Source organism: Paenibacillus sp. FSL W7-1332 (assembly GCF_037969785.1).
Lineage (GTDB): Bacteria > Bacillota > Bacilli > Paenibacillales > Paenibacillaceae > Paenibacillus_AQ.
This window is the reverse complement of record NZ_CP150209.1, coordinates 2,205,021-2,227,902: the sequence shown is the minus strand read 5'-3', so window position 1 is coordinate 2,227,902 and position 22,882 is coordinate 2,205,021. Positions and strand designations below refer to the sequence as shown.

The following is a 22,882-nucleotide window of genomic DNA, read 5'->3' as shown; positions in this document are numbered from 1 at the left end:
AGATAATCTTTACCTATTCAATTCGTTCTAGGTTACCATTTGCGTCCATTTTAAAGCGTGTCTTAAGTTCCTCGTCTTCTTCATTTAAGAAAGCAAGTCTGCGTGCCCGATCCATAATCTGAATCAGTGCCTTATAATCGTCATTGACCACATGATAGTCCGTTTTCACTTCGCTGACTTCCTTCAATAACCTTTGATTCTCACTGCGGAGTCTTGAAAGCTCTTCCTCTTTTTCACGCAAGTTCTTCTCAAGCAATTTATACTGACGTGAACTTTCCTGAAGCCCGCCCTTCCACTGACGAAGGAAACGGATAACGGCATCGATGGACAGTGTTTCTTCGCTTGCACCATCATTCTTATAGACATCGTGCTCCAGTTCCGGAGCAGCCAAACCGGCAACCTGCGGTCCGCTTACCGAAGGCTGTTTTTTATAATAACTTCTCTTTTGACGCTGAGATTTCGCCAAGCTGATAGCATCCTCATATTTCTTGCGAACGCAGCTGTTCCAACGAAATCCACAAGCCGCCGATGTCCGGCCGATTCTTTCTCCCACTTCCTCAAAGGCAGCCAATTGGGTGCTGCCCTCACGAATATGACGAAGGGTCACCTCCGCCAATATTAGGTCGTCCTCTGCACTCCATGCATCCTGTCTCACTGCTGACATACCATAAAACCCTCCTAACGACATCCTAAAATAACCGTCTTCAATACCGTAAATCGGCTGCTGAATAGGGTATAAAAACTGCTTAATTCATTTCTATGCCTCTCATAGAGTTCATAGAATCTATTTGATACTAAAATGTATTTCCATTTTGATTACAGATCATACTCTTACGAAGGCAAAAGGGAAGATTCGTCCAAATTATTCACGAATTTAACGTCCTGCTTCTGGTTAATAATAAAAAATAAAGGGTTTTCTTGAGTTAGGCGTTTACACGTTTTTCCCATAACGCTATAATGTTCATAGCAGCATTATGTGCGTACATACGAGAGGAGGATATAATCGTGGCACGGATGTTTCGAGTCCTTGGCTTTTTCACCCTGACTATCGGGTTGATGGCCTTTGCCGGAGATCATATTGAAATGGCACTGCTTTTCTTCCTGCAGACTGCATTTTTCGTGATCCTGGGATATTTGAAATTCACGGAGAGAACCTATATTCTTCTCTTCTGGGCTTATATGATCGTGACCTTCACAGGCTTTAGCTATTGGACGGTCTTCATTATGGGCAAACCACTCTAATAGGTAAACCATGCAAGCGATGTTTGTAATCCGCCGGCGCTCAACCTGGACAAACTGGGGCACGCTGGTGGATTTTCCTTGCGATTAGAGAATGAGAGTACTTAAAAGAGCGATCAGGTGCTTTAGCTGCCGGATCGCTTTTTTAATGCCCAAAGGTTGATAATTGAGTCGTATACGTCATATATTGGTTAAAATGAAGGGACAAACAGCGGTTGGATTCCTTTCGACTAACAACCATTCAAGGAGGACTCCCGTTTGAATGTACGAATAAAACAACCTCTCCTCCCGGTCATGCTGTGTATAACCCTGTTGTTCTGCTTCATAGGAGCTCCCGCTTCCGTATATTCCGAGCAGGATGCAAGCCCGGTTATGCCTGATTCGGAAGAGGCGCGCAAACTTCTGGAGGACAGCCTCTCCATTGTGGAGATCGATCATGAAATCGAACGGATAACCAAACGTATCGCCGAATTGCAGCAGCTCCAGAGCGAACTGCAAATTAAAATTCAGGATATGGGCTTGCGAATCGAAGACCGGCGAGATCGGGCGGCTGCCGTCCTTCGGTCATATTACATGGGTGAGCGGGATAACTTATTCTTCATGCTGTTGTCTGCAAAAGACTTAGCCGGTTTTTTCCGGATCATGGACTTTTACGATATGATTATTCAAAATGATCGGGATACACTTGCGGAATATAACCTTCAGTACCGCTCCCTTGCCTCCGCCCAGGCTGAAGCCGCACGCAATGCTTCTCAGCTCGTCGATGTAAAGGACAGCCTTGTCAAGCAGCGTGAACGGGTGGTGGCGCTTGAACAGCAGGTTGACGGAGCACTGACAGCCAGCGGCAACCCGGATGCCATGAAGAAATTGATTGAGGAGTTCACCCTTTATTGGGAGAACGTGGGCCTGTATGAGGTAAAGCGTCACTTCCAGGCTTTAGCCAGCGCCATGGAGAATTTGCCGCAATTTGTTCAGGGAAGCAAGAATATGTTGAAAACAAACGGCAAGGAGTACACCATCGATATCCATGAGGATGATCTCAACGCATTTTTAAGATCTGAAGATGAAATCTTTAACAGCTTTGCTTTCCATTTTGACGATGGAAAAGTAATTGCTTCGGGTGAGAGCGGAAATCTCTCGCTTCTGATTGAAGGAAAATACACCGTGATTAACGAACCGGAGAATGCCATCATGTTCCAAGTCGACAAACTTGTGTTCAATCGGCTGGAATTGCCTGACACCACGCGCAAAGCGCTGCAGGAAGAATTCGACATGAACTTTTATCCCAAGCAGCTGGTGTCTTTCTTAAAAGCAACGCAGGTATCCAGCCAAGATCAAAGATTAGTGGTCAAAATGGAGCTGGATTTATAGAAAAAAGCTGCCCTTCGCTGAACTGCACCTCCAACTGTTAGATATGTCTAACAATGGGGGTGCAGTTCACGCTTGGGCAGCTTTTTCTTTTATGGTTGAGCAGGCGTGTACATTTTCATATATTCTTCTATCGTGATTTCGCCAAGCAGCAGTCGATTGGCTGCTTCGCTATACGTTTGGAAATCTTCCGACTCCCCAAAATCCAAAGCAGCCGGCTCATTCCTGGAGAGCAGCACCTGGGCTGGAACGGCCGCCTTTTGCCAAATGCCCCGATCACTTAGGTTTGTACCCGTGACATACAGCTCCGAAATAACGGGGAGCGTTCCCGCCGCTTTGCTCCATTCACGCTGCATCTCTTTGCCGGTCATATACGTAATCCATTTCATGGCAAGTGTCGATGATTCCGTGTGTGCGGCTACAGCAAAACTTCGGGTTCGGACAACCGGCGTATCCAGACGGGCCTTCCCCATTGCCAATGCAAGCGACATTCCGTTGTCATCTTGATCTGATAAGCTCGAATACGGCCTGATGACCACGGCTGCTTCCGTCTTAGCGGTGGTGGTCAACGCTTGGTCATTAACCTCTGCTTCCATGGCGCCTTGCTCTGATTCTTCCCATCTTCCCTGATTGCGAATCAGCATATGAAGAACCTCTTGATCCGGCATGGAGGGATCACCTTCGAGCAAATGAACCGCCGCACCGAAAGCGTAAGGATCATTCGAATCAAATAAGAGGATAGGACTTACTTTATGCAGCTCCGAATATTCCTGCCATGCCTGACGGCTCTGTGGCATTTTAAAAGGTTCTCCGTCCTTCCCCTTGGTCTGCCAGGTCATAATATAGGGGTCTATATCAAACGGCATTCCCCATTGATACCCGTTCCACTGCAGCGGTGGCAGAAGGCCATTCAAGATGTCTTCACCCGGCAGCGTGCCCTGAGAAGCATCAACAGGCAGTAGGCATCCACTCATTGCAAGCGCTTTAATAAAGTGTGAATCCGTTAATACAATATCAGGTCCTTCACCAAGGGACATCTCGAGCAGAAACGACTCTTTGCTTGTTTCACTCGTTTCCAAGGGCAAGATTTCAACCTCAGCACCGGTCTCTTCCATAAAACGCTCATTAAGAGCTTTTAGTTGTCTCAGTTCATCCGGCTTTACCTGAACACCGACCTTGATCGGACCCATATCGGTCTCCGGTACTTCCGGTCTTTGCTGCGGAGGATTAGGCTCATCCCCCGGGGGCTCCCGTCTAGTGTGATGAGTGAAGTCAAAGCTGGGAGATAAACTGGATAAAGACAACAGTAAAATGGCAAATAAGAACCAATATTTCTTCCGCTTCATATCCCATCTTCACTCCTTCAATAGTCGCATGCCCTTATTTTACCAAACTTCTAGTACTCTTGTCCTATCTTTTTTGTTAATTATTCAGTCCAGATTTTACTAGTTACGATGGGAAGGAAAAAAGACTGTCCTATGAATCTGGAACAGTCTTAAACCTACAAGTTATTTTAAGGAATCATTTCTCGGGAAATATAAGGTTATAACAAGTCGGCAGCCAGCTGAGCCAGCTTGGAGCGTTCCCCTTTAGTCAGCGTAATATGCCCGCTCAGATTTTCTTGCTTGAATCGTTCAACCACATAGGTCAACCCATTACTCACAGCATCCAGGTAGGGATGATCAATCTGCTCCGGATCTCCCATGAGGATCACCTTACTTCCTTCTCCCGCCCGGGAAACAATCGTTTTGACTTCATGACGGGATAAGTTTTGGGCTTCATCCACAATGATGAACTGGCCTGGTATCGAGCGGCCCCGGATATAAGTCAGTGCTTCCACCTGGATGCTGCCGAGCCCCATCAATATTTTATCGATATCACCCGATTTCTTGGTGTCGAACAAATATTCCAGATTGTCATATATCGGCTGCATCCATGGTCTTAGTTTCTCTTCTTTTTCGCCAGGCAAATAACCGATATCCTTCCCCATCGGAACGACCGGACGCGCAATGAGCAGTTTTTTGTATTTATGCTCATCCTCCACCTTGGATAGGCCTGCTGCCAATGCCAACAAGGTTTTTCCCGTTCCGGCTTTCCCGGTAATGGTGACTAGCGGAATATCGTCGTTTAGAAGAAGCTCAATCGCCATACGCTGTTGGGCGTTGCGGGCGCTGATGCCCCATACAGGTTCGTTGCTTAAATGGAGCGGCTCCAATCTGGTTGCATCCTCATTCACATGAAGGAGAGCTGACTTTCCAGTCCCCATCTCATCCTTCAGAATAACAAATTCATGAGGATAAAGCGGATAAGACAATTGAAGAGGTTTAATCGGCAAATAACGATAGCTGTAGAATTCATCGATCACCGAAGGATGTACCTTTAAGGTAGAGAATCCAGGATACAATTCACTTGGATCGGCTGTACGGTCCGATAAATAATCCTGGGTCGTGAGTCCGAGGACATCCGCTTTAATTCGAACAAGCACATCCTTGCTGACCAGAACGACGGGTCTTCCGTCCTCCTTCGGCTCCTCCTCCAATTTATAATTTAACGCGACAGCCAAAATTCGGTTGTCGTTGGATGCTTCGCTAAATAACTCCTGTACCTTGACGAAGCTGCGATGATTCAGCTCAACCTTCAACGTCCCGCCGTTCTCCAGAAGAACTCCGTCATGAAGATGACCTTGCTCTCTTAGCCCATCGAGCAATCGGGAGACCGTGCGGGCATTTCGGCCAATTTCATCCGCGTTTCGCTTCTTCGAATCAATCTCTTCAAGAACCACCGCAGGAATGATGACTTCATGCTCCTCGAATGCATAGATCGACTGAGGATCATGCAGCAATACGTTCGTATCCAGCACAAATATTTTTTTCATCTTATCCCTCCACTGCTTCTTCATCAGGTACACACATAAACCTTTCCGTCCCGGACATAATAAGCGTAGCGACTGGTGTAATTTAGCGAACTCTACTACGAAAGGACAGATCAATCCATGAGAGCTGCTCTATCCATCATGCTAGCGGTGTTGTTGCTCGCAGGCTGCGGGACCGCCAATAACAATGCATCACCCTCTCCTCGTAATCAAACCAATGGAACCACTGCTAACAATGTTCAGAATATGAATGAAAACAGAGGTTATACCACTAACAATGTAGACGGCTGGACTCCGGATAACACGAATACGGGACAGGTTGGCAATAACAACGGACAAGTTGACGCTACAACCGCAAATCACCTCAAATCACTGGCAGAGAGTGTGCCCGGCGTTAAAAACGCAAACTGTGTTGTCATGGGAAATACGGCTGTTGTTGGACTTAATGTAGATGGAAATTTAGATCGGGCAGAAGTCGGAACCATTAAATACACAGTCGCGGAAGCCCTTCAATCCGATCCGGCAGGTGCCAATGCACTTGTTACGGCTGATTTAGACGTTACAAACCGGATTGCCGATCTTGGCCGGCATATTCAGGAGGGAAATCCGGTTTCAGGACTTGCCAGTGAACTCGCTGACATCGTAGGCCGCATCATTCCTCAGCTGCCTAAAGATGTAACACCTCGTGATCGTAATGCACAAGATAACGGTGCACAAACGGTAAATCCGAATAATCGGGGTAATGCACCAGCCAACCCGAACCGTAATAAATAGGCAAGAAGACAAATCCTGTCATAACCCGAGTTTGTCCGTCACCTGTCTCCAAATTTCATACAAAAAAGCCCAGTGAAGCTCACTGGGCTTTTTTTAAGGTCATAACAACGCCTTTAGCGAGCATTTCTGCTTCGCCAGAGGCGTCGTGACCCGTATCATATTCAGAGTTTTGCAGCCTGTTCGGTGTGGAATTGACACCCATGTCGAATGAACACGCCTGAGAAGACATGGAATCAGAAGGATGACATTTGAAAGGCTCCCATCCCCACATGGAATCTGCTACCACAAATCCATGGGCAGGGTAATCCGTCTGCCGAGTACAGATCAATGGGTGTGTCGTATGCATCATAAGGTAGGACATGCCTTCGGCCTCCTGTACAATGATCTCCATCTGATACATTGTATTATAGCATACAATAAAACTTGCCTTCAATTGTCACGGAGTTGTTGCAGAATCCGCTTCTGTCCCCTGCTCGCCAGCGTTATGCTTGCCGGCAAGCTCGTCTTGCAGCGCTTGTCTGGCTGCATCCAGCTCGCTGCTGCTTATATACACATAAGGGCTCTTCCAATTGCCTGTAACCGGCATGAATTTCACATCATCTTTTCCGATATCATAATAAGTCGCAATCAAATTCCGGATCTGCTCCTGCTCGAAATCGGTGGTCATGTTATCGCTGACCGCATCCAGAGCATTGCCCACCTTCGCAACGCCTCCGAGCGATTTCATCTTATCGAGCAGGGAATGCAATACTTCGCTTTGGCGGGCATTACGCTCAAAATCGCTTGACTCCTTCGTTCTTGGCGAACAGCTGTCACTGGATTTACGGTAACGAACATAATCCAGCGCCTTCTTGCCATCCAGCTTCTGAGGTCCCACCGTGAGGTTAATGTCGGTCCCGTCGGCAGTATCGCGGTAACACATATTGTATTGAACGTTGACATCTACGCCGCCAAAGGTATCCACCACATCACGGAATCCCTGGAAATCGATAACCGTTACATAGTCGATATTAACGCCAAGATACTTGCTCATCATGACTTTCATTTCTTCTTCAGCCGGAATGCCGCTGCCCGGTTCCTTTTTCTCCGCAGCATTGTAAGCCGCTTTAAACCTTGGGTAATAAGCGTTCAGCTTCGTCGCTTTATATCCCTCGAGTTCAATGAGCGTATCCCGCGGCAGAGAAACCAGCGTCGACGTATTGGTTTCCGGATGCATGGTGGCGACCATGACCACATCCGTCAAGTAAGTCCCCGTTTCCGGGCGATGATCCGTTCCCAGGAGAAGCACCGTGATCGGTTTTTCTTTTGCAGATTGGCCTGGAGCTACAGGTTTGTCGATCCCGCTTTTTTCAATGATCTCATTGCCTTTGAAGAACAAGTAGCCAGCATAACCTGCTGCAGCCAGAACTGCAATTAACAAGACGATAAGAATGAGTTTAAAAAATGATTTCCATGCGCTTTTTTTCTTTTTTGGAACTGGCTGTTTCTTGCCCTTCCCCCCACTTTTGGCTCTCGGAGGGAGATTGGTATGAGTAGGATTCATATCATAACACCTGATTTCATTCAAATTAGATGAATGTCCGATAAACGCTTCAAATTACGAAGCATTTACCGGACCTTGGTTAACTTCTCTCTCTTATAAACGAAGGGGATTGACAAAAAGTTGCCGGATTCAAAATACAGGCACTTTTTATAAAAATCTACATCAACTTATGATTTTGGTTCGGTCTGAGCCTTCTTCTTCTGACGATCTTCAACAAAATATCGAATACGCACCATCAGCATCAATGCCACTGCTACTAACAAGCACTGGATAATCGGCAGCTTATCAATCTGAAACACAAGCAGTATCGCCGAACCCAAGGCCATCAAGATATACAGGAGAATCTCCTTCAACAGAGGGAGCTTCTGCTTCACCCGGAATACCTTGTTGTAAACGTAGGTGATCAGCACAAAAATCACGATATAAGAGATGAGTGGGTGCGAGGCAAACCATTCTTGCATGATAGGTTCACTCCTTTTGGACAAGTCGATCTCTATCTATTATAGATTTGCTTGCGCCATTTTACGATGTTTTTCTGCACGTTCGCGCTCACTCTTGTTCAAAATCTTCTTGCGAAGACGAACGGACTTCGGCGTAATCTCGCAATACTCGTCGTCGTTCAAGTATTCAAGGGCCTGCTCCAGTGAGAAAATAACCGGTGTTTTCAATTTAACCGTGTCATCCTTCGTTGCCGAACGAACGTTGGTCAATTGCTTCTCTTTACAAATATTAACGACGATATCGTTATCGCGGGTATGCTCCCCGACGATCATACCTTCATAAATCTCAGTCCCCGGTTCCAGGAACAGGGTACCGCGATCTTCGACCGACATCATGCCATAGAACGTTGAAGATCCGTTCTCCGTGGAAACCAGCACACCTTGGTGACGTCCACCCACTTGACCGCCGATAAGCGGACCGTAGCTGTCGAATGCGTGGTTCATGATGCCATAACCGCGTGTGAGGGTCAGGAAATGGGTGCGGTAACCGATAAGTCCGCGAGCAGGAATCAAGAATTCCAGACGCACTTGGCCATTTCCGTTATTCACCATGTTCACCATTTCAGCCTTGCGTGTTCCAAGGCTTTCCATAACGGAGCCCATGCTTTCTTCTGGTACATCGATCATCAAACGTTCGATCGGCTCCATTTTGACGCCATCAATTTCTCTTACGATAACTTCAGGCTTGGAAACTTGAAGCTCATAACCTTCACGGCGCATATTCTCAATCAAAATACTGAGGTGAAGCTCACCGCGTCCCGATACGATATAAGCATCAGGGCTGTCCGTCTCATCCACTCGCAAACTTACGTCCGTTTCCAGTTCTTTAAAGAGACGGTCACGCAGCTTACGGGATGTTACCCATTTGCCTTCGCGTCCGGCAAAAGGACTGTTGTTAACAAGGAACGTCATTTGCAGGGTTGGTTCATCAATTTTAAGGACAGGCAATGCCTCCGGATGCTGTGGATCTGCAATGGTCTCTCCGATGTTAATGTCTTTGATCCCTGCAATCGCCACGATGTCACCTGCGCCTGCTTCGGCAACCTCGATCCGCTTCAATCCCTGGAAGCCGAACAGCTTCTCGATACGAGCATTCTTGGTCGAGCCGTCACGAAGCATAACGGTAACCGGTTGGCCTTGCTTAATAACACCGCGGTTCACGCGTCCGACGGCGATACGTCCAAGATATTCATTGTAATCCATCAAGGTAACGAGGAACTGGAGAGGCTCGTCCACTTTCTCTGTAGGGGAAGGGATATGGTCAATAATGGTCTCGTAAAGAGCAAGCATGTTATCATCTTGCTTCTCGGGATCCATACTGGAAGTACCGTTTAAGGCAGATGCATATACAACGGGGAAGTCCAATTGGTCGTCATTCGCACCAAGCTCAATGAACAGATCCAGCACTTCATCGATCACTTCAGCTGGGCGGGCGGCCGGACGGTCAATCTTGTTCACAACGACGATTGGAGTCAAGTTATGTGCAAGAGCTTTACCTAACACAAACTTGGTCTGAGGCATACATCCTTCATAAGCGTCAACAACGAGCAGAACGCCGTCAACCATTTTCATAATACGCTCAACTTCACCACCGAAATCGGCGTGTCCAGGTGTATCCACGATGTTAATCAAGAAATCTTTATACGTAATAGCCGTATTCTTGGCTAGGATGGTAATTCCGCGTTCGCGCTCCAAATCATTGGAATCCATCGCGCGTTCCTGCAGCGTCTCATGCTCCCGGAAAATACCGGACTGCTGCAGCAGTTGGTCTACAAGTGTTGTTTTGCCATGGTCAACGTGAGCAATAATGGCAATGTTGCGAATCTGATCTCTTGATTGCATAAATATATCTCAAATCCCTTCTGTTCGAATGAGCCACAAAGAAAGCGCCGGACGACATGCCGACGCTTCAACATACATCCTATAATATAGGTAAACGAGCGGGAAAATCAAGTCTTTTCAGAAAACTTCCAGCAACTTTTACCTCTTACCAATTACCAGCCTCTGCTCCATTTATTATTGCGCCCGGAACGATTGCGCCCGAAGATCATCCAAACGCCCGCTGCAATCAGGATCAGGGCAATAATGTAGAACGCTCCAGTCTCAAGCCAGGTGAAGAAGAAAATCAAAACAGAAAGCACTGTCAGTCCAAGCGCAACCGGCAGCGCAGCGCCTGGTCGCGGGCTCTCGTACAGATAATATTCATACAAGCCGACAGCCACGCCGAGAATTAACACAGGCCATAATGAAGCCATCAGTCCCCATCCCCCAATAATACATATGAAGAACAGAAGACCATATACCGTCAGAATGCCGCCTGGAATCAGAACCGCGGCAGTGGCACGGCGACCAAAAAACATGATATGCAAAAAAATACCCGGCAGCAGCAGGACGAGCGGCCATAACGTTCTTCCCAAAAATCCAAATACACCAAGCTTGCCGAGCAAAATAACGACTCCAGCAACAACGATGAAAATACCCAGCGCCAAATCTTTTCTGGAGGACATTTGATCACCCTCTCTTCAATATATGTATCACCAAAAATAGCGGTTTCTAAAAGAAGCTGTTACGTTAATTTTAGCCCAAACCGACAAAAAAAACCATATCCCGAGCTTGTTCCACTTGAAATATCCTTTCCCCGTCCCATATACCTGTATGGACCCAACAAAAAATGGACGACTGCACGAGCAATCATCCATTTTTCCTATGCTTTCCTCATATGCCGCCAAAGGGTTGTTAAAATAGACTCCCGTTACAAGGGCCGTCTCACCGTCTGTAATCCGCCAATGAGAACGACGGCACCTGCAATGACAATCGGCAGCAGATTGTGGGCATAAGGCATCCAGTAAGCCAGAAGCAGCCCTACGCGGGAATCCTGTATGAGCATTTCGCCTGCTGTAAAAGCTAGAATACCGGCACCTATGTAAAGCAGCACGGGAAACTTGTGAAGCAGGCTTGCGATCATCCCGCTTCCCCATACAACGATGGGAATGCTTAATAATATTCCGATGACAATCAAGGCGAGATCGCCTTTTGCAAGCCCTGCAATGGCCAAGACATTATCCAGGCTCATCACGAAATCGGCAATCAATATCGTATTGACTGCAGCCCATATCGTTGAAGCTTTGGCCAAGTTTGCATGGTCATGCTCCTTCTGCATCATGAGTTTGACTGCGATCCAGATCAACAATAAGGCGCCGCCAGCCTGTAAAAATGGAATTTTCAGCAGCAAAACCGCCAAAAAAGTCAGAATACACCGTAAGAGAACAGCCCCTGCGGTCCCGATCCAGACCGCCCGTCTGCGGTGTATTTCGGGAAGGTCTTTGCTGGCCATCGCGATGACCAGCGCATTGTCGCCACTGAGTACAAGATTGATCATCAATATCTGTCCCAACAAAAAAATCGTCTCCACTAAAACAACACCCCCCACTTTACACATATGTGGAAATTGTCCAGGCTATGCTTGCACATCGGGAAAAATAGGCCTATAATAAATCCACTTTTGTTTAATGGTGGGACCGTATTCTAAGAGGAGTGACATTCATGGAAACCACAGCCGCTGAATTTTTTCTTGCATTAATCAACATTGTATTTTTGGATCTGATCTTGGCCGGGGACAATGCCATTGTGATCGGTCTTGCAGCACGCAATCTTCCGAAGGAAACCCAGAAAAAAGCAATTATCTACGGCACGGCCGGAGCTGTTATTCTTCGCATCATTGCCACCATCCTCGTTGTCTGGCTGCTTAACATTCCTTGGTTACTGCTTGTGGGAGGCGTGCTCCTGATTGGCATTGCCTACAAGCTGATGACCGACGACAATAATGACCATGGCAATATCAAAGCCGGGAAAAGCCTTGGCGCTGCTATTCGTACGATCATTGTAGCGGATGCCGCTATGGGCCTGGACAATGTCATTGCCGTTGCCGGCGCTGCGAAACACAATATGATCCTTGTAACGCTGGGCCTGCTCATCAGCGTACCTATCGTGGTATGGGGCAGCACGCTGTTTATCAAACTGATCAACCGTTTCCCATGGATTATCTATGTAGGTTCTGCGGTACTTGCGTACACGGCGTCCTCCATGATTACCGAAGAGAAGCATTTTATGGGATATTTCGAAGCGCACCAGATTATTAAATATCTCTTCATTGCTGCCATCATTGTCGGTGTGCTGACTGCAGGACATCTGAAAAAAAGATCTGCCGGACGCCGTCAGTCATCCAGCCAGTCATAATTAAAAGTCCATACGCATACAAAAAAAACAACACCCCAAGGCTTTCTAAGAAGCTTTGGGGTGTTGTTTATGTTTAAACCTGCGCACACTCGTCCGGTTTACTCAACCCTTGTTACCTTCGCTTGATACTCGATTAGAACCAGTCTTCGTTTACGACGGGCTCCGCATGCTTTTCTTCAAGCTCACCGATGTTACTGTCCGGGGTAATAACCACCGTCTCCGTACCTTCAATGGCTGCTTGAATCCGTGCAGGCAGCTCGGGAATGGAAGCCTCCACCTTCTCGATGATCTTCAAATTCGGATTGGTGGTGGGCGATTTAGGCACAAACAGCGTACAGCAATCCTCATACGGCAATATCGATGTCTCGAATGTACCAATGTCCATTGCAGTGTTGATGATATCGTTCTTATCCATCATAACGAGCGGCCGCAGCAGCGGCAGCTCGGTGGCTCTGCCGATCACATTCATGCTGGGCAGCGTCTGACTGGCAACTTGTCCGAGACTGTCACCCGTCACGATCGCCAATGCCCCTTCCCGCTCAGCAAGCGAGGAAGCAATCCGCAGCATCGCTCTGCGCATAAACGTAATGATCAGATTATCCTGGCCGATGCCGACAAACGAAGTCTGTACATCCGTGAACGGAACGAGGTGCAGCTTGATTTTCCCGGTGTAGCCCGATAACAGCCTTGTTAACTCCATTACCTTTTCCTTCGCAAGTTGGCTGGTGTAGGGAAAACTGTAGAAGTGTACGCACTCAATTTCAAGTCCTCTGCGCATGGCTGACCAGCCCGCTACAGGACTGTCGATCCCCCCCGATAGAAGCAGCATGGCCTTCCCATTCGTACCAATCGGATATCCGCCGGCGCCGGGAATCACTTCATAGTACAGATACGTCTCGTTCTCCCGAATTTCCACACGAAGCTCCATATCGGGCTGCTTTACCTTTACTTTAAGCTGTGGATAGGTTCGCAGCAAGGGCGATCCGACTAAATGATTCATCTCTTGCGAGGAATGAGGAAATTGTTTCCACACCCTTCTCGCATTGACTTTGAAGGTCGACGGGTCAGCCAGTTCCTTCTGTCCCACAAAGTCAATCGCGGTTTCGATAATACGGTCAAGCTCGGAAGGACATACACGAACTGGACTGATGGATACAAGGCCAAATACTTTTTTAAGGACATGGATCAAGGCCTCGGGAGATTCTCCGTTAAGCTCGACGTACAAACGGCCGTATTCCTTAACGATTTTCGCTCCAGGAAACGGTTTGAGCACGCTTCGAATATGATTCAAGACCGATCTCTCGAATCGGTTGCGGTTTTTGCCTTTTAGAGTAAATTCGCCAAAGCGAAGCAGCAGTTTATCGTAGGTCATCTCCGGTTACCCTCTCTTTCTATAACGGGACGCAGGTTCCCGCAAACTTTTGCCAAGACTTCGACAAGCCGCGCTGCATCGCCGAGCTGATGCTCTTTGCCGAGACTGATGCGAATTCCGGAGGAAGCAACGTCCATGTCCTTCCCCATCGCTAACAGGACCCGGCTGGGCTCGCTTAATTTAGAGGAGCAAGCGGATTTGGTTGAGACGAGCATGCCCATCTCTTCCAGAGCATGGACCATCACCTCGGGTTTTAGTCCCGGATACGAAAAATGAATGATATGAGGCGCATTTTGTTCGTTGCTGTTTAACACCAATCCCGGGATTTTGCGGATGCCCTGAACCAGAAGTTCTCTTATTTCCGTCATCCTTGCATAAAACTCGGGCTGGCGTTCTCTGGATAATCGCATGGCCTTCGACATCGCTACCGCTCCGGCAACATTCTCCGTTCCTGCCCGGTGTCCATTCTCCTGCGATCCGCCCGATACCAGCGGGAACAATTGCACGCCTTGCCTAATATATAGCACGCCCATTCCTCTCGGACCGTTGAATTTATGGGCAGACAGGCTGTATAAGTCGGCCTGCCACTGGGAGAGTGTCACCGGCAATTTGCCAAATCCCTGTACCCCATCGATATGCAGCAGCGTTCGTGAATTTCGCTCCTTAACGATACGACCCACTTCAGTCAGCGGCTGGACGGCCCCGGTCTCATTATTGACATGCATGATGCTGACGAGCACGGTATCTTTGCGCACAGCTTCCGTCAAGGCAGCCAGATCCACCACGCCGGCGGCATCTACCGGTAGATAAGTCACTTCCCATCCAAGCGTTTCCAGCTGCTTGCAGCTTTCATATACGGAAGGATGCTCTGTTCCCGTCGTGATGATGTGCCGGCCACGGCTGCTGTACTGCATTGCAGCCCCTTTAATCGCCATGTTATTGCCTTCAGTTGCCCCGGAAGTGAATACGATCTCCGTCGGCTGAACGTCCAGCGCGGCTGCACATACCTCTCTTGCCTTTTTCAACAGTTTAGCGGCAGCCTCGCCTGAACGATGAAGTGCTGACGGATTCGCATAATGCATTTTCATGACTTCTGCCAACGTGTCCACTACTTCATCATAGGGAGGGGTCGTAGCAGCGTGATCCCAATATATCAAGGTAATTTCCCCTTTCCATCATACGCATCGCACGTTGTAAAACTTATTATTCCAGACCTTTATATTTACACAAAAAGACCAAACGGTAAAGCCGCACTCCATCTTTAGATCGGAAAGCGGCATGTATCGTTTGATCTTCTATCATCTTCCTATTTATCCCCGTGCGGGTTTATAACATGTATTTTGATTGTGCATTCATGACTTTACCGATGTATGCTTGGGTTTCCTCGGGTAATTCATGAGCAACGGACATCAGCTCTTCATCACTGGATACACCCAAATTCGCGATACGGGTTGGACCTGCATTATACGCTGCAAGTACCATAGCCATTTCTCCGCCAAACCGCTGAATCAGATTGGACAGATATTTAGTACCACCTTCGATATTCTGAGCCGGATCAAAAGGGTTGCTTACCCCAAGTCCCCTTGCTGTGCCATCCATCAGCTGCATCAGCCCCTTGGCGCCTGCAGAGGACACCGCGTTTGGATTAAAGGAAGATTCCGCATCGATGACCGCTTTGATCAGCGATACCGGCACGCCATAGCGTTCCCCGGCCGCCGTAATTAAATCCTCAAAGGTCGTTGGCTTTGTTGCTCCTGTGTCATGGACGACCCCCTCCATTGGTAAAGACGAAGCAGATTCATCTACAGCTCCTAGCTGCTGCCATAACAGCCCATCCTTAAAGGTTACGCCAGGCGCAAGCTGTGTAATCGAACGTTCGACCGGCTTGGAGGTGGAATCTTCGGTAAGCAGGCTGCTTAGCACATTGACAAATCCGGTTGCCGACTCGGTGGAATTCGTATTCATCTGTGGTATATCCGTCATTTGCTTCCATGATATCGGATCTATTTGCATCGTTTAACTCACTTTCTGCAGCGAAATTTCAAACTTGTCCTTTATTTTATCATGGAACTGGAACAATCTGCTATACCTATTCGGCAAAAAAATAAGCGAATCAACCGTTCTGGTTGATTCGCCCTATGTTCACCATAATCAAATGAATTATCTACTGAAAGGAATCAAGATAAAATAACTGAGCGTTGCCAATATGCCGAGTCCGATCGACCAGGCGCCTGTCGTTTTGCTGCCTTTGCTGTAGGCGTAATATCCAACAACCGCAGCGATGGGTCCCAGGATTACCGACCACATGAACAAGGAGGCGATGCCTAATACCAAGCCCACATATCCGACGGTACGACCGGTAGAGACGTCTGCCTTATCCTCGTCCACTCTTCGTGCCGAAGCATCCACAGGGGGAGCCACCTCGGCTGCATATTCTTCACGGTGATCTTTGCGCGGGAAGTCTATCCGGTTTCGCTTGCCTTCTACAACCTTCATTTTATGCTTGCGATGTTTTTTATCCATAAACTAGCTTCCTCCATTTCCATCATCCTAAAGTGCCCGGCACCCGGACTTTATCCGGCTTATTTCCCGTCAGCCCTTCGGCTTAAAGGTCAAACAGCAGGTCTCGGAAGACTTGTCAGCAACATCCTGATGGTCGTCTACATAGGGCTCTGCTCCATACTCTTCATTGAGTTTTACATTCGCATGACGGTCAATTTCAATCATGATCATCTCGGCATGACATAGGTTTTGTTCTCCCCAGTAATGGCAATTGCTGACACTACACTTCACTAATGGTTTGGCTTCGTTGGCCATTTTGGCATCACCTCGTCAACATTTTTTCCTTAGTTTACTGCCGGTATGCACAAGAACGATTGTCAGTTGGTGCCTAAGCAGCGAAACGCAAAAAGAGATGCCAATGGTTGGCATCTCTTGAATGTTCCTTATTATGCTATGCGTGTCTTTTCTCTGATTGCATACGGCGTTCCGTCAAATAGTCGCTTTCGTAGTAAGCAAGATCATCGCGGAGCTCCTCATAAATCTTGGTAATGTTCATAATGACATCACGGGCAGGACGAACCGGCTTCTTCCGGAAACGAATCGCATCCTGTCCGGTATAGGCGTAACGACCATCTTCGGAATAACTTTCATTTTTGGGATAGAAGAAGCTGTTGACACAGCGGTGATACAAATTATACAAAGCCTTCTCGGCAAAATCGATATCAAAATTAGGGCGACGCTGTACAACACCAAGCTTCTCATAGGAAACTTCAGAAAACACAAGCAAATGGCGAACATCCGACAGAAATCCTTTGTAAAAATGAACGGTTTCCTCGTCTTGTTCCGTTACCAATTGAGATAAAGCATGTTCATTCAAAAACGTTTCCATAATCGAAATAGCAGATTTCAACTTTTCTCTGGACTCCGAGCATAAATTCTGAAGATTGTCTGCTGGCATTACGATAGATCCCCCTTAAATGGTCGTGACCCTACAGGTCATATAGCCTGGCGGTCGTTATAATATGTACTATCCTAACACAAATTTTGGGATAACGAAATCCCTATCATGAATACACTTACAAGGTTATTTTTAGTGCTTTTCATTTTGCGCCTTCCCATCCGTTTTACTCATGATATGGAACGCATAAAAAGGATTCACTCTCCCCACGCTAAGACTACTTCAATCATGAATGCGGCGAGGAGGAAAACTTGTGAAATCCCGTACCCTATGGAGCATCTTAGGTGCAGCGTCAGTTATTGGCGCGCTTCTGATCTTACTGTTCATCCCCGGTTCAAAACAGCCGGCTCCCACGGCTGAACCAACACAGCCTTTAAGGCCCCAGCAGGAGAACAAGGCTAAACACTTTACCATGCAAAGCGATCTCCATGCGACGGATCAACTCAACCGTCTTGATGCAAAAGGTCATCTGCGCAAAATGCTGAACAATAACGCTTTGCGCAGTTCGGGTCAAATAAAAGCCTATACGCAAAAAGAACAAAAGCTGCACAAGCATTTTCAGCAAGTACGGTGGTATAACCTCAAGCAAAACAAAATGACGGATGTACAGGGTCTGCTTCCCAAACTGAACAAAAAAGATAAGAATCTGATCACTCATCATTTCCAAATGGCACAGCAAAAGCTGAAACGGGGAGAATCTTACGATTCACCCAAGTTCAATGTCGCGGGGCAGCCTTATTTTGTTGTTGCCGAGCCGTCCAAGGATGGCAAATATGGCGCCGCCGCTTTGGTTAATCAAGGCGTACTGCATGAAGTAAGCAATCACCAGAAACGGAATCTTCGCTTAATTCCGTACCCGAAGGAAGGTAAATTCAAGGTCGAATCCATTCATGCGGATACCCTCTCCGATATTACCGTCAAAACGGGACACGATAATGAAAAGGCCAGTCACTTTTACGAAAATGAAATTGTGGTGTCCTTTCAGAATGAGCCGTCTAAGCAGCAGCTCCTCAACATCTCTAAGGAGATATCATGTGACACTCCGAGGAAACTTGGCTATGCCTATGTTTTTCGTTCCAAAGATATGGACTACCATAAACTCCGCTCCTATTTCGAGCAGAAGTGGAAAACGAAGTATACTGAGCCTCACTACATCTATTTAACCAATGATCGCCCCCCTCAATCCAGAATAAACTCGGATTTCTTGCCGGATGGAGCGAATGAGCAAGTCAATATCCCGAATGATTTGCTGTTTTCTCAATATCAGTGGAATCTGCCCGTCATTGAGACGAACCGGGGCTGGGATCTGTCCAAAGGCAGTGAAGATGTCATCATCGCCGTAATTGACACTGGTGTGGATCTTCAGCATTCCGATTTGGATGGACAGTTGGTGGAAGGATACAACATCGTCGAGAAGGACAAACAGCCGCTGGATGATGTGGGTCACGGGACGCATGTAGCCGGGATCATCGGTGCCCTGGTCAACAACGGTGAAGGTGTTGCCGGGGTAAGCTGGTATAACAAAATCATGCCGGTCAAAGCACTAGACGGATCCGGATCAGGAACAACCTATGCCGTCGCAGAAGGCATAATTTGGGCCACGGATCACGGAGCCAAGGTGATCAATATGAGTCTTGGCAACTATGCGGACTCCCAGTTCCTGCACGATGCCGTGAAATATGCTTATGATCGCGACGTTGTTCTTGTTGCTGCCTCAGGCAATGACAACACGGAGCGCCCTGGTTATCCTGCCGCCTATCCGGAAGTGCTGGCTGTCGCCGCAACGGATTCCAATCAGAAGCGGGCAGAATACTCGAACTACGGCGATTATATCGATGTGGCTGCTCCCGGGACCAATATTGCAAGCACGTTTCCAGGGAATCAATATGCGGCTTTATCCGGAACCTCCATGGCCAGCCCTCATGCAGCCGCCATGGCGGGTCTCATTCGTTCCCTTAACCCTGATCTGACCAATCAGGAAGTCATGGACGTCATGATAAACCAAACGGTCGATCTAGGCGATAAAGGAAAAGATAAATATTACGGTCATGGTCAGATTGATATTTTCCAATCCTTGAAAGCAGTTGGCGCCCCCGATGTCCCTCTTCAAATGTGGCCGGGTCAAACGCTTCAGAATCTGGAGCAGGAACTTCGCAAATTAAACGGCTCCAACGAATAAAATACACGAAATAAAGCAGCTTCCGCCTCGATCGCGTTAGCTGCTTTATTCCTATCGGAGGCAAGAGCACTTACATTTATTTCTTCCGGCGGGAACGGCTAGTACGTACTGCAGCTTTCTTCGAACGCTTACCGGAGACCGTAACTCCACCATAGCCTGCATTGTCGCTCACGACTTCTTCTTCGCTGTACGTGTATATATGTTTTTCTACAGGTACGCAGTGAATCTTATCCACCACTTTAATCGGATGAATAACGGGTACGATTTGCGGTACATAGTGGTCTCTAACGACAACGATCGGCTCGCACACAATCGGTGACACAGGAGGACATGGATTTTCTTTATGACAAGACATGTTTTTTTGCATCTCCTTTCCGTTGATGATTATAGCTTATTATCCCAAGGGCTATTTGGTATGGACGATTATCCGTACAGGACACATGATCTGCCAATATTTTCGCGAAACCTAAAGAAAAACGTCTATCGACGTACTTTCTCAGAAGACAGACCGCGGTTAGAGGAAGTTTTTCTTGCGATATCAGGAAGGCCCAAGCTTCGAAGTTTATAACTTCTGATATCATGAAAAAACGCGCATTTCCTGTAGACCCCTCACGAGGAGTCCAAAGAAAATACGCGTTTGTACCATAGCGGTATTAGTAAAGCAATATGTTGTTCAGTTGGGAAAGCTTTCCGTAAGCCGGGTTCTGTGCTCTTCGTGGTCATAACGGGAACTACCCTGCCACCATGAGCGACAATCATCTATCTAGGCCGATCATTACTAATCGACTCAAGCGACCAACCCGGACGCGCCTCGGGCTAAGGCTGTCTCCTCGAAAGAGACTGCGTCCCATTAGGTCTTGCTCCAGGTGGGGTTTACCAGGAACGAAGTCACCAGCGTTCCTCGGGGTCTCTTACACCTCGGTTCCATCCTTGCCTGTGCCACCCTAAGGCGGCCATCGGCGGTCCATTTCTGTGGCACTATCCTTCAACTCGCGCTGACTGGACGTTATCCAGCACCCTGCCCTATGGAGCCCGGACTTTCCTCTCGCGGCTTAGAGCCGCCAGCGATTGTCTGTCAAACTTTCCGGACAACATTACATATTATACAGTGATTTGAAGCGGTACACAACCCATTAAACATTAACAATAGCTGATTATTTTCCCAGCTTGGCCTAAGCACTCTTCATTGTCAGGCGGTGTCAGAATGAGGCCTCTTTTCCTTGCCTTACATTTCTGTTCCTTACACGAACTGGAATGGCTCCGTATTGATGCGGGAAGCAACAACTCGGGTTTCATACTTATGTTCCTGCAGTTTCTGTTCCATCCACTCGGCGACCTTGACCTTCATAATCTTCTCGGCATTATGACCCGGATCAATGATGGTAAGTCCTGCTGCGAGCGCATCCTGTGCCGTATGATAATCAACATCTCCGGTTACCAGCACATCCGCTCCACGGAACAGTGCCTTCATCATGTAGCGTCCTCCGGATCCCCCGATGACGGCCGCCTTGCGGATGGTGCGGTCGAGCTCTCCTACAACACGAACATGTGGAACCTCCAGCTTTTCTTTGACCACGTCTACCAGCTCAGCCAACGTCATAGGCTCTTTTAGCTTACCAACCCGGCCAAGACCAAGGGATCTCCCTTTAAGGTCCATGGCATACAGATCATACGCAACCTCTTCATAAGGATGCGCCTTCAGCATCGCCTGGATCACTTTGTTGCGGATGGCATGAGGAACAATTGTCTCGATCCGAACCTCATTAGCACGTTCCATCTTGCCTTCCTGACCTAGAAATGGGTTGCTGCCTTCTCGCGGAACATAGGTGCCAAAACCCTCAATGTTAAAGCTGCAGTGGCTGTAATTTCCGATCCAGCCTGCACCGGCGCCGAGCACAGCATCGAGCACCTCTTGATGATGACTCTTCGGCACAAATACCACCAGCTTGGATAACTGTTCATTATGCATGTCATGGATAGGCGACGTATTCTCGATTCCCAAGGCCTCCGCCATCCAATCGTTCATTCCGCCTTCGGTTACATCGAGATTGGTATGACTTATATATACCGCGATATCGTGTTTGATCAGCTTTTCATACACCTTGCCCATCGGTGTATCCGTCTGCAGCTGCTTCAGCGGACGGTATATAATCGCATGATGCGCGATAATCAGATCAGCCCCAATCTCAATGGCTTCATCCACCACTTCATCATTGACATCCAAAGCAATCAGCACGGTGCGAATGTCCTTTTGCAATGTTCCAAGCTGGAGTCCGATCCGGTCATCGGGTTCGGCCACGTGCTTCGGGGCCAATTGCTCCATATATTGAATTACGGTTTGTCCTTTGGCAAGCATGCCAGCACCTCCTGAATAAACTCGATATCCGAACGAATCTCACTCGCCTTGTCGGCTGCCGTGGTGAGATCTGAACGCGAAAGCGATAGAAGAATATACTCCATCTTCTCTATCTCCGATTTCCATTTATCATAGAAAACCGGATTCGGGGACTGCGTGAGCCAAGGTCCCATACGGAAAAGCCAGTCCGTAGATAATCGGAGACCGCCCCCAATCGCTCTATCCTTGTAAACCTGCTCATTCGTCAGGTCTGTTGTATGCGAAGGCTCGGCGACCAGCACTTCGTAAATTTTGCCGTCTTCCTCCAGGATCCATTCCTCAATCAGCACCCAGCCATGGGAGTACAGCCACTTGCGCAAGATATCTTCTCCCACATTCGGCTGCAGGACCAGCCTGCGGACGCCTGTCAGCTTATCGATGCCGCGGTCCAAAATCGCTGCAATCAAGCTGCCACCCATACCGGCAATCGTAATAACGTCGGCCTCACCGGCTGAGAGTACGTTCAAACCGTCTCCTCTTCGCACGCTGATGACCTCAGTCATCCCTGATTCGATGACCTGCTTGACGGCAGCATCATAAGGGCCGGGATTGACCTCACCGGCGATCGCTTGAATGGCTGCTCCGCTCTCTACGGCAGCCACAGGCAGCAGTGCATGGTCGGAACCGATATCAGCAAGTCGGCTGCCGCGTGGAATCTTCTCCAGTATTTTCGTTAATCTTCTTGATAATTTCACGGTCGATACACCTTACCATTCCATATTTTCGTCCAAATCACGATCTATACCTTACCCTAACAGAGACGATACCAAACTGCAAACCGGTAAATCCGGTTGAAAAACATCGTGCCTGTTCATTTGCAATGGGTCTGGAAAAGAGCTAAAATAAAGACCAATAAAACAAATGCAGGAAGAAATTCCATAACCAAGAAACTCATACATGCCATGCATAAATTCGAAAAAAAGGACCTGCTGCCGTTACTGCAG

At 47.9% G+C, this 22,882-nt stretch carries 23 protein-coding genes and 1 other RNA gene; 5 read left to right on the top strand and 19 right to left on the bottom strand.

Annotated elements, in window-relative coordinates; genetic code table 11:
* Window positions 1-13: 13 nt before the first annotated feature.
* A complete protein-coding gene (locus MKX98_RS09680; protein ID WP_071222968.1) occupies window positions 14-664 on the bottom strand; it encodes an RsfA family transcriptional regulator in 651 nt (216 codons plus the stop codon).
* A 341-nt stretch (window positions 665-1,005) separates the two neighbouring features.
* Between MKX98_RS09680 and MKX98_RS09675 the strand changes: the two genes are divergently transcribed.
* Together MKX98_RS09675 and MKX98_RS09670 are read left to right on the top strand one after the other, a co-directional pair.
* A complete protein-coding gene (locus MKX98_RS09675) occupies window positions 1,006-1,242 on the top strand; it encodes a DUF2626 domain-containing protein (protein ID WP_006209059.1) in 237 nt (78 codons plus the stop codon).
* Between the two features lie 255 nt (window positions 1,243-1,497).
* Window positions 1,498-2,610, top strand: a complete 1,113-nt coding sequence (locus MKX98_RS09670; RefSeq protein WP_194541656.1) for a hypothetical protein — start codon at window positions 1,498-1,500, stop codon at window positions 2,608-2,610.
* A gap of 89 nt (window positions 2,611-2,699) precedes the next feature.
* Here MKX98_RS09670 and MKX98_RS09665 read toward each other — a convergent pair whose 3' ends face one another.
* Complete coding sequence (locus MKX98_RS09665) at window positions 2,700-3,953, bottom strand: extracellular solute-binding protein (protein ID WP_339222783.1); 1,254 nt, start codon at window positions 3,951-3,953, stop codon at window positions 2,700-2,702.
* Between the two features lie 197 nt (window positions 3,954-4,150).
* Window positions 4,151-5,482, bottom strand: a complete 1,332-nt coding sequence (locus MKX98_RS09660; RefSeq protein ID WP_194541654.1) for a PhoH family protein — start codon at window positions 5,480-5,482, stop codon at window positions 4,151-4,153.
* Window positions 5,483-5,599: 117 nt separating this feature from the next.
* Here MKX98_RS09660 and MKX98_RS09655 point away from each other — a divergent pair, with 117 nt between their 5' ends.
* A complete protein-coding gene (locus tag MKX98_RS09655) occupies window positions 5,600-6,253 on the top strand; it encodes a YhcN/YlaJ family sporulation lipoprotein (RefSeq protein ID WP_339222781.1) in 654 nt (217 codons plus the stop codon).
* Window positions 6,254-6,332: 79 nt separating this feature from the next.
* Here the strand turns inward: MKX98_RS09655 and MKX98_RS09650 are convergent, their stop codons facing one another.
* The 6 genes from MKX98_RS09650 to MKX98_RS09625 form a co-directional block, all read right to left on the bottom strand.
* Window positions 6,333-6,644: a hypothetical protein gene (locus MKX98_RS09650; RefSeq protein ID WP_339222779.1), complete on the bottom strand. Its 312-nt coding sequence runs from the start codon at window positions 6,642-6,644 to the stop codon at window positions 6,333-6,335.
* 45 nt (window positions 6,645-6,689) lie between these two features.
* Window positions 6,690-7,796 (bottom strand): LCP family protein, encoded by a 1,107-nt coding sequence (locus tag MKX98_RS09645; RefSeq protein WP_339222777.1) that lies wholly within the window; start codon window positions 7,794-7,796, stop codon window positions 6,690-6,692.
* Between the two features lie 167 nt (window positions 7,797-7,963).
* On the bottom strand, window positions 7,964-8,257 hold the full coding sequence (locus MKX98_RS09640; protein WP_076320612.1) for a YlaH-like family protein: 294 nt from the start codon (window positions 8,255-8,257) through the stop codon (window positions 7,964-7,966).
* Window positions 8,258-8,296: 39 nt separating this feature from the next.
* Entirely contained in the window at window positions 8,297-10,138 is a 1,842-nt protein-coding gene (gene typA / locus MKX98_RS09635; protein WP_071222960.1) for a translational GTPase TypA, read from the bottom strand.
* 152 nt (window positions 10,139-10,290) lie between these two features.
* A complete protein-coding gene (locus MKX98_RS09630; protein WP_071222959.1) occupies window positions 10,291-10,803 on the bottom strand; it encodes a hypothetical protein in 513 nt (170 codons plus the stop codon).
* Between the two features lie 245 nt (window positions 10,804-11,048).
* Window positions 11,049-11,708, bottom strand: a complete 660-nt coding sequence (locus MKX98_RS09625) for a TerC family protein (protein ID WP_194541650.1) — start codon at window positions 11,706-11,708, stop codon at window positions 11,049-11,051.
* Between the two features lie 131 nt (window positions 11,709-11,839).
* Here MKX98_RS09625 and MKX98_RS09620 point away from each other — a divergent pair, with 131 nt between their 5' ends.
* Complete coding sequence (locus tag MKX98_RS09620) at window positions 11,840-12,532, top strand: TerC family protein (RefSeq protein ID WP_071222957.1); 693 nt, start codon at window positions 11,840-11,842, stop codon at window positions 12,530-12,532.
* A 133-nt stretch (window positions 12,533-12,665) separates the two neighbouring features.
* Here MKX98_RS09620 and thiI read toward each other — a convergent pair whose 3' ends face one another.
* From thiI to MKX98_RS09590, 6 genes are all read right to left on the bottom strand, one after another.
* Window positions 12,666-13,904 carry a tRNA uracil 4-sulfurtransferase ThiI gene (thiI, locus tag MKX98_RS09615; protein ID WP_220686048.1) on the bottom strand — a complete coding sequence of 413 codons (1,239 nt, stop codon included), beginning with the start codon at window positions 13,902-13,904 and terminating at the stop codon, window positions 12,666-12,668.
* The gene (locus tag MKX98_RS09610) at window positions 13,901-15,061 is read right to left on the bottom strand and encodes a cysteine desulfurase family protein (protein WP_339222773.1); all 1,161 of its coding nucleotides are present in this window, start codon (window positions 15,059-15,061) and stop codon (window positions 13,901-13,903) included. The genes thiI and MKX98_RS09610 overlap by 4 nt, the downstream gene beginning before the upstream one ends.
* 169 nt (window positions 15,062-15,230) lie before the next feature.
* Window positions 15,231-15,917: a lytic transglycosylase domain-containing protein gene (locus MKX98_RS09605; protein WP_194541649.1), complete on the bottom strand. Its 687-nt coding sequence runs from the start codon at window positions 15,915-15,917 to the stop codon at window positions 15,231-15,233.
* A 147-nt stretch (window positions 15,918-16,064) separates the two neighbouring features.
* Complete coding sequence (locus MKX98_RS09600; RefSeq protein ID WP_194541648.1) at window positions 16,065-16,427, bottom strand: hypothetical protein; 363 nt, start codon at window positions 16,425-16,427, stop codon at window positions 16,065-16,067.
* Window positions 16,428-16,496: 69 nt separating this feature from the next.
* Window positions 16,497-16,721 carry a DUF1540 domain-containing protein gene (locus MKX98_RS09595; RefSeq protein WP_006209042.1) on the bottom strand — a complete coding sequence of 75 codons (225 nt, stop codon included), beginning with the start codon at window positions 16,719-16,721 and terminating at the stop codon, window positions 16,497-16,499.
* Window positions 16,722-16,857: 136 nt separating this feature from the next.
* Entirely contained in the window at window positions 16,858-17,364 is a 507-nt protein-coding gene (locus MKX98_RS09590) for a YpuI family protein (RefSeq protein ID WP_071222952.1), read from the bottom strand.
* 253 nt (window positions 17,365-17,617) lie between these two features.
* On the opposite strand from MKX98_RS09590, the gene MKX98_RS09585 reads away from it, so the two are divergent.
* The gene (locus MKX98_RS09585; RefSeq protein WP_220686050.1) at window positions 17,618-19,543 is read left to right on the top strand and encodes a S8 family peptidase; all 1,926 of its coding nucleotides are present in this window, start codon (window positions 17,618-17,620) and stop codon (window positions 19,541-19,543) included.
* A gap of 76 nt (window positions 19,544-19,619) precedes the next feature.
* Here the strand turns inward: MKX98_RS09585 and MKX98_RS09580 are convergent, their stop codons facing one another.
* The 4 genes from MKX98_RS09580 to MKX98_RS09565 all read right to left on the bottom strand — a co-directional run bounded on the left by MKX98_RS09580 (window position 19,620) and on the right by MKX98_RS09565 (window position 22,633).
* Entirely contained in the window at window positions 19,620-19,898 is a 279-nt protein-coding gene (locus MKX98_RS09580; RefSeq protein WP_194541646.1) for a hypothetical protein, read from the bottom strand.
* 323 nt (window positions 19,899-20,221) lie between these two features.
* Window positions 20,222-20,627, bottom strand: an RNA gene (gene rnpB, locus MKX98_RS09575) — RNase P RNA component class A.
* 156 nt (window positions 20,628-20,783) lie between these two features.
* Complete coding sequence (locus MKX98_RS09570) at window positions 20,784-21,899, bottom strand: Nif3-like dinuclear metal center hexameric protein (RefSeq protein WP_194541645.1); 1,116 nt, start codon at window positions 21,897-21,899, stop codon at window positions 20,784-20,786.
* Complete coding sequence (locus tag MKX98_RS09565) at window positions 21,875-22,633, bottom strand: tRNA (adenine(22)-N(1))-methyltransferase TrmK (RefSeq protein WP_194541644.1); 759 nt, start codon at window positions 22,631-22,633, stop codon at window positions 21,875-21,877. Before MKX98_RS09565 ends, MKX98_RS09570 begins: the two co-directional genes overlap by 25 nt.
* Window positions 22,634-22,882: the final 249 nt, after the last annotated feature.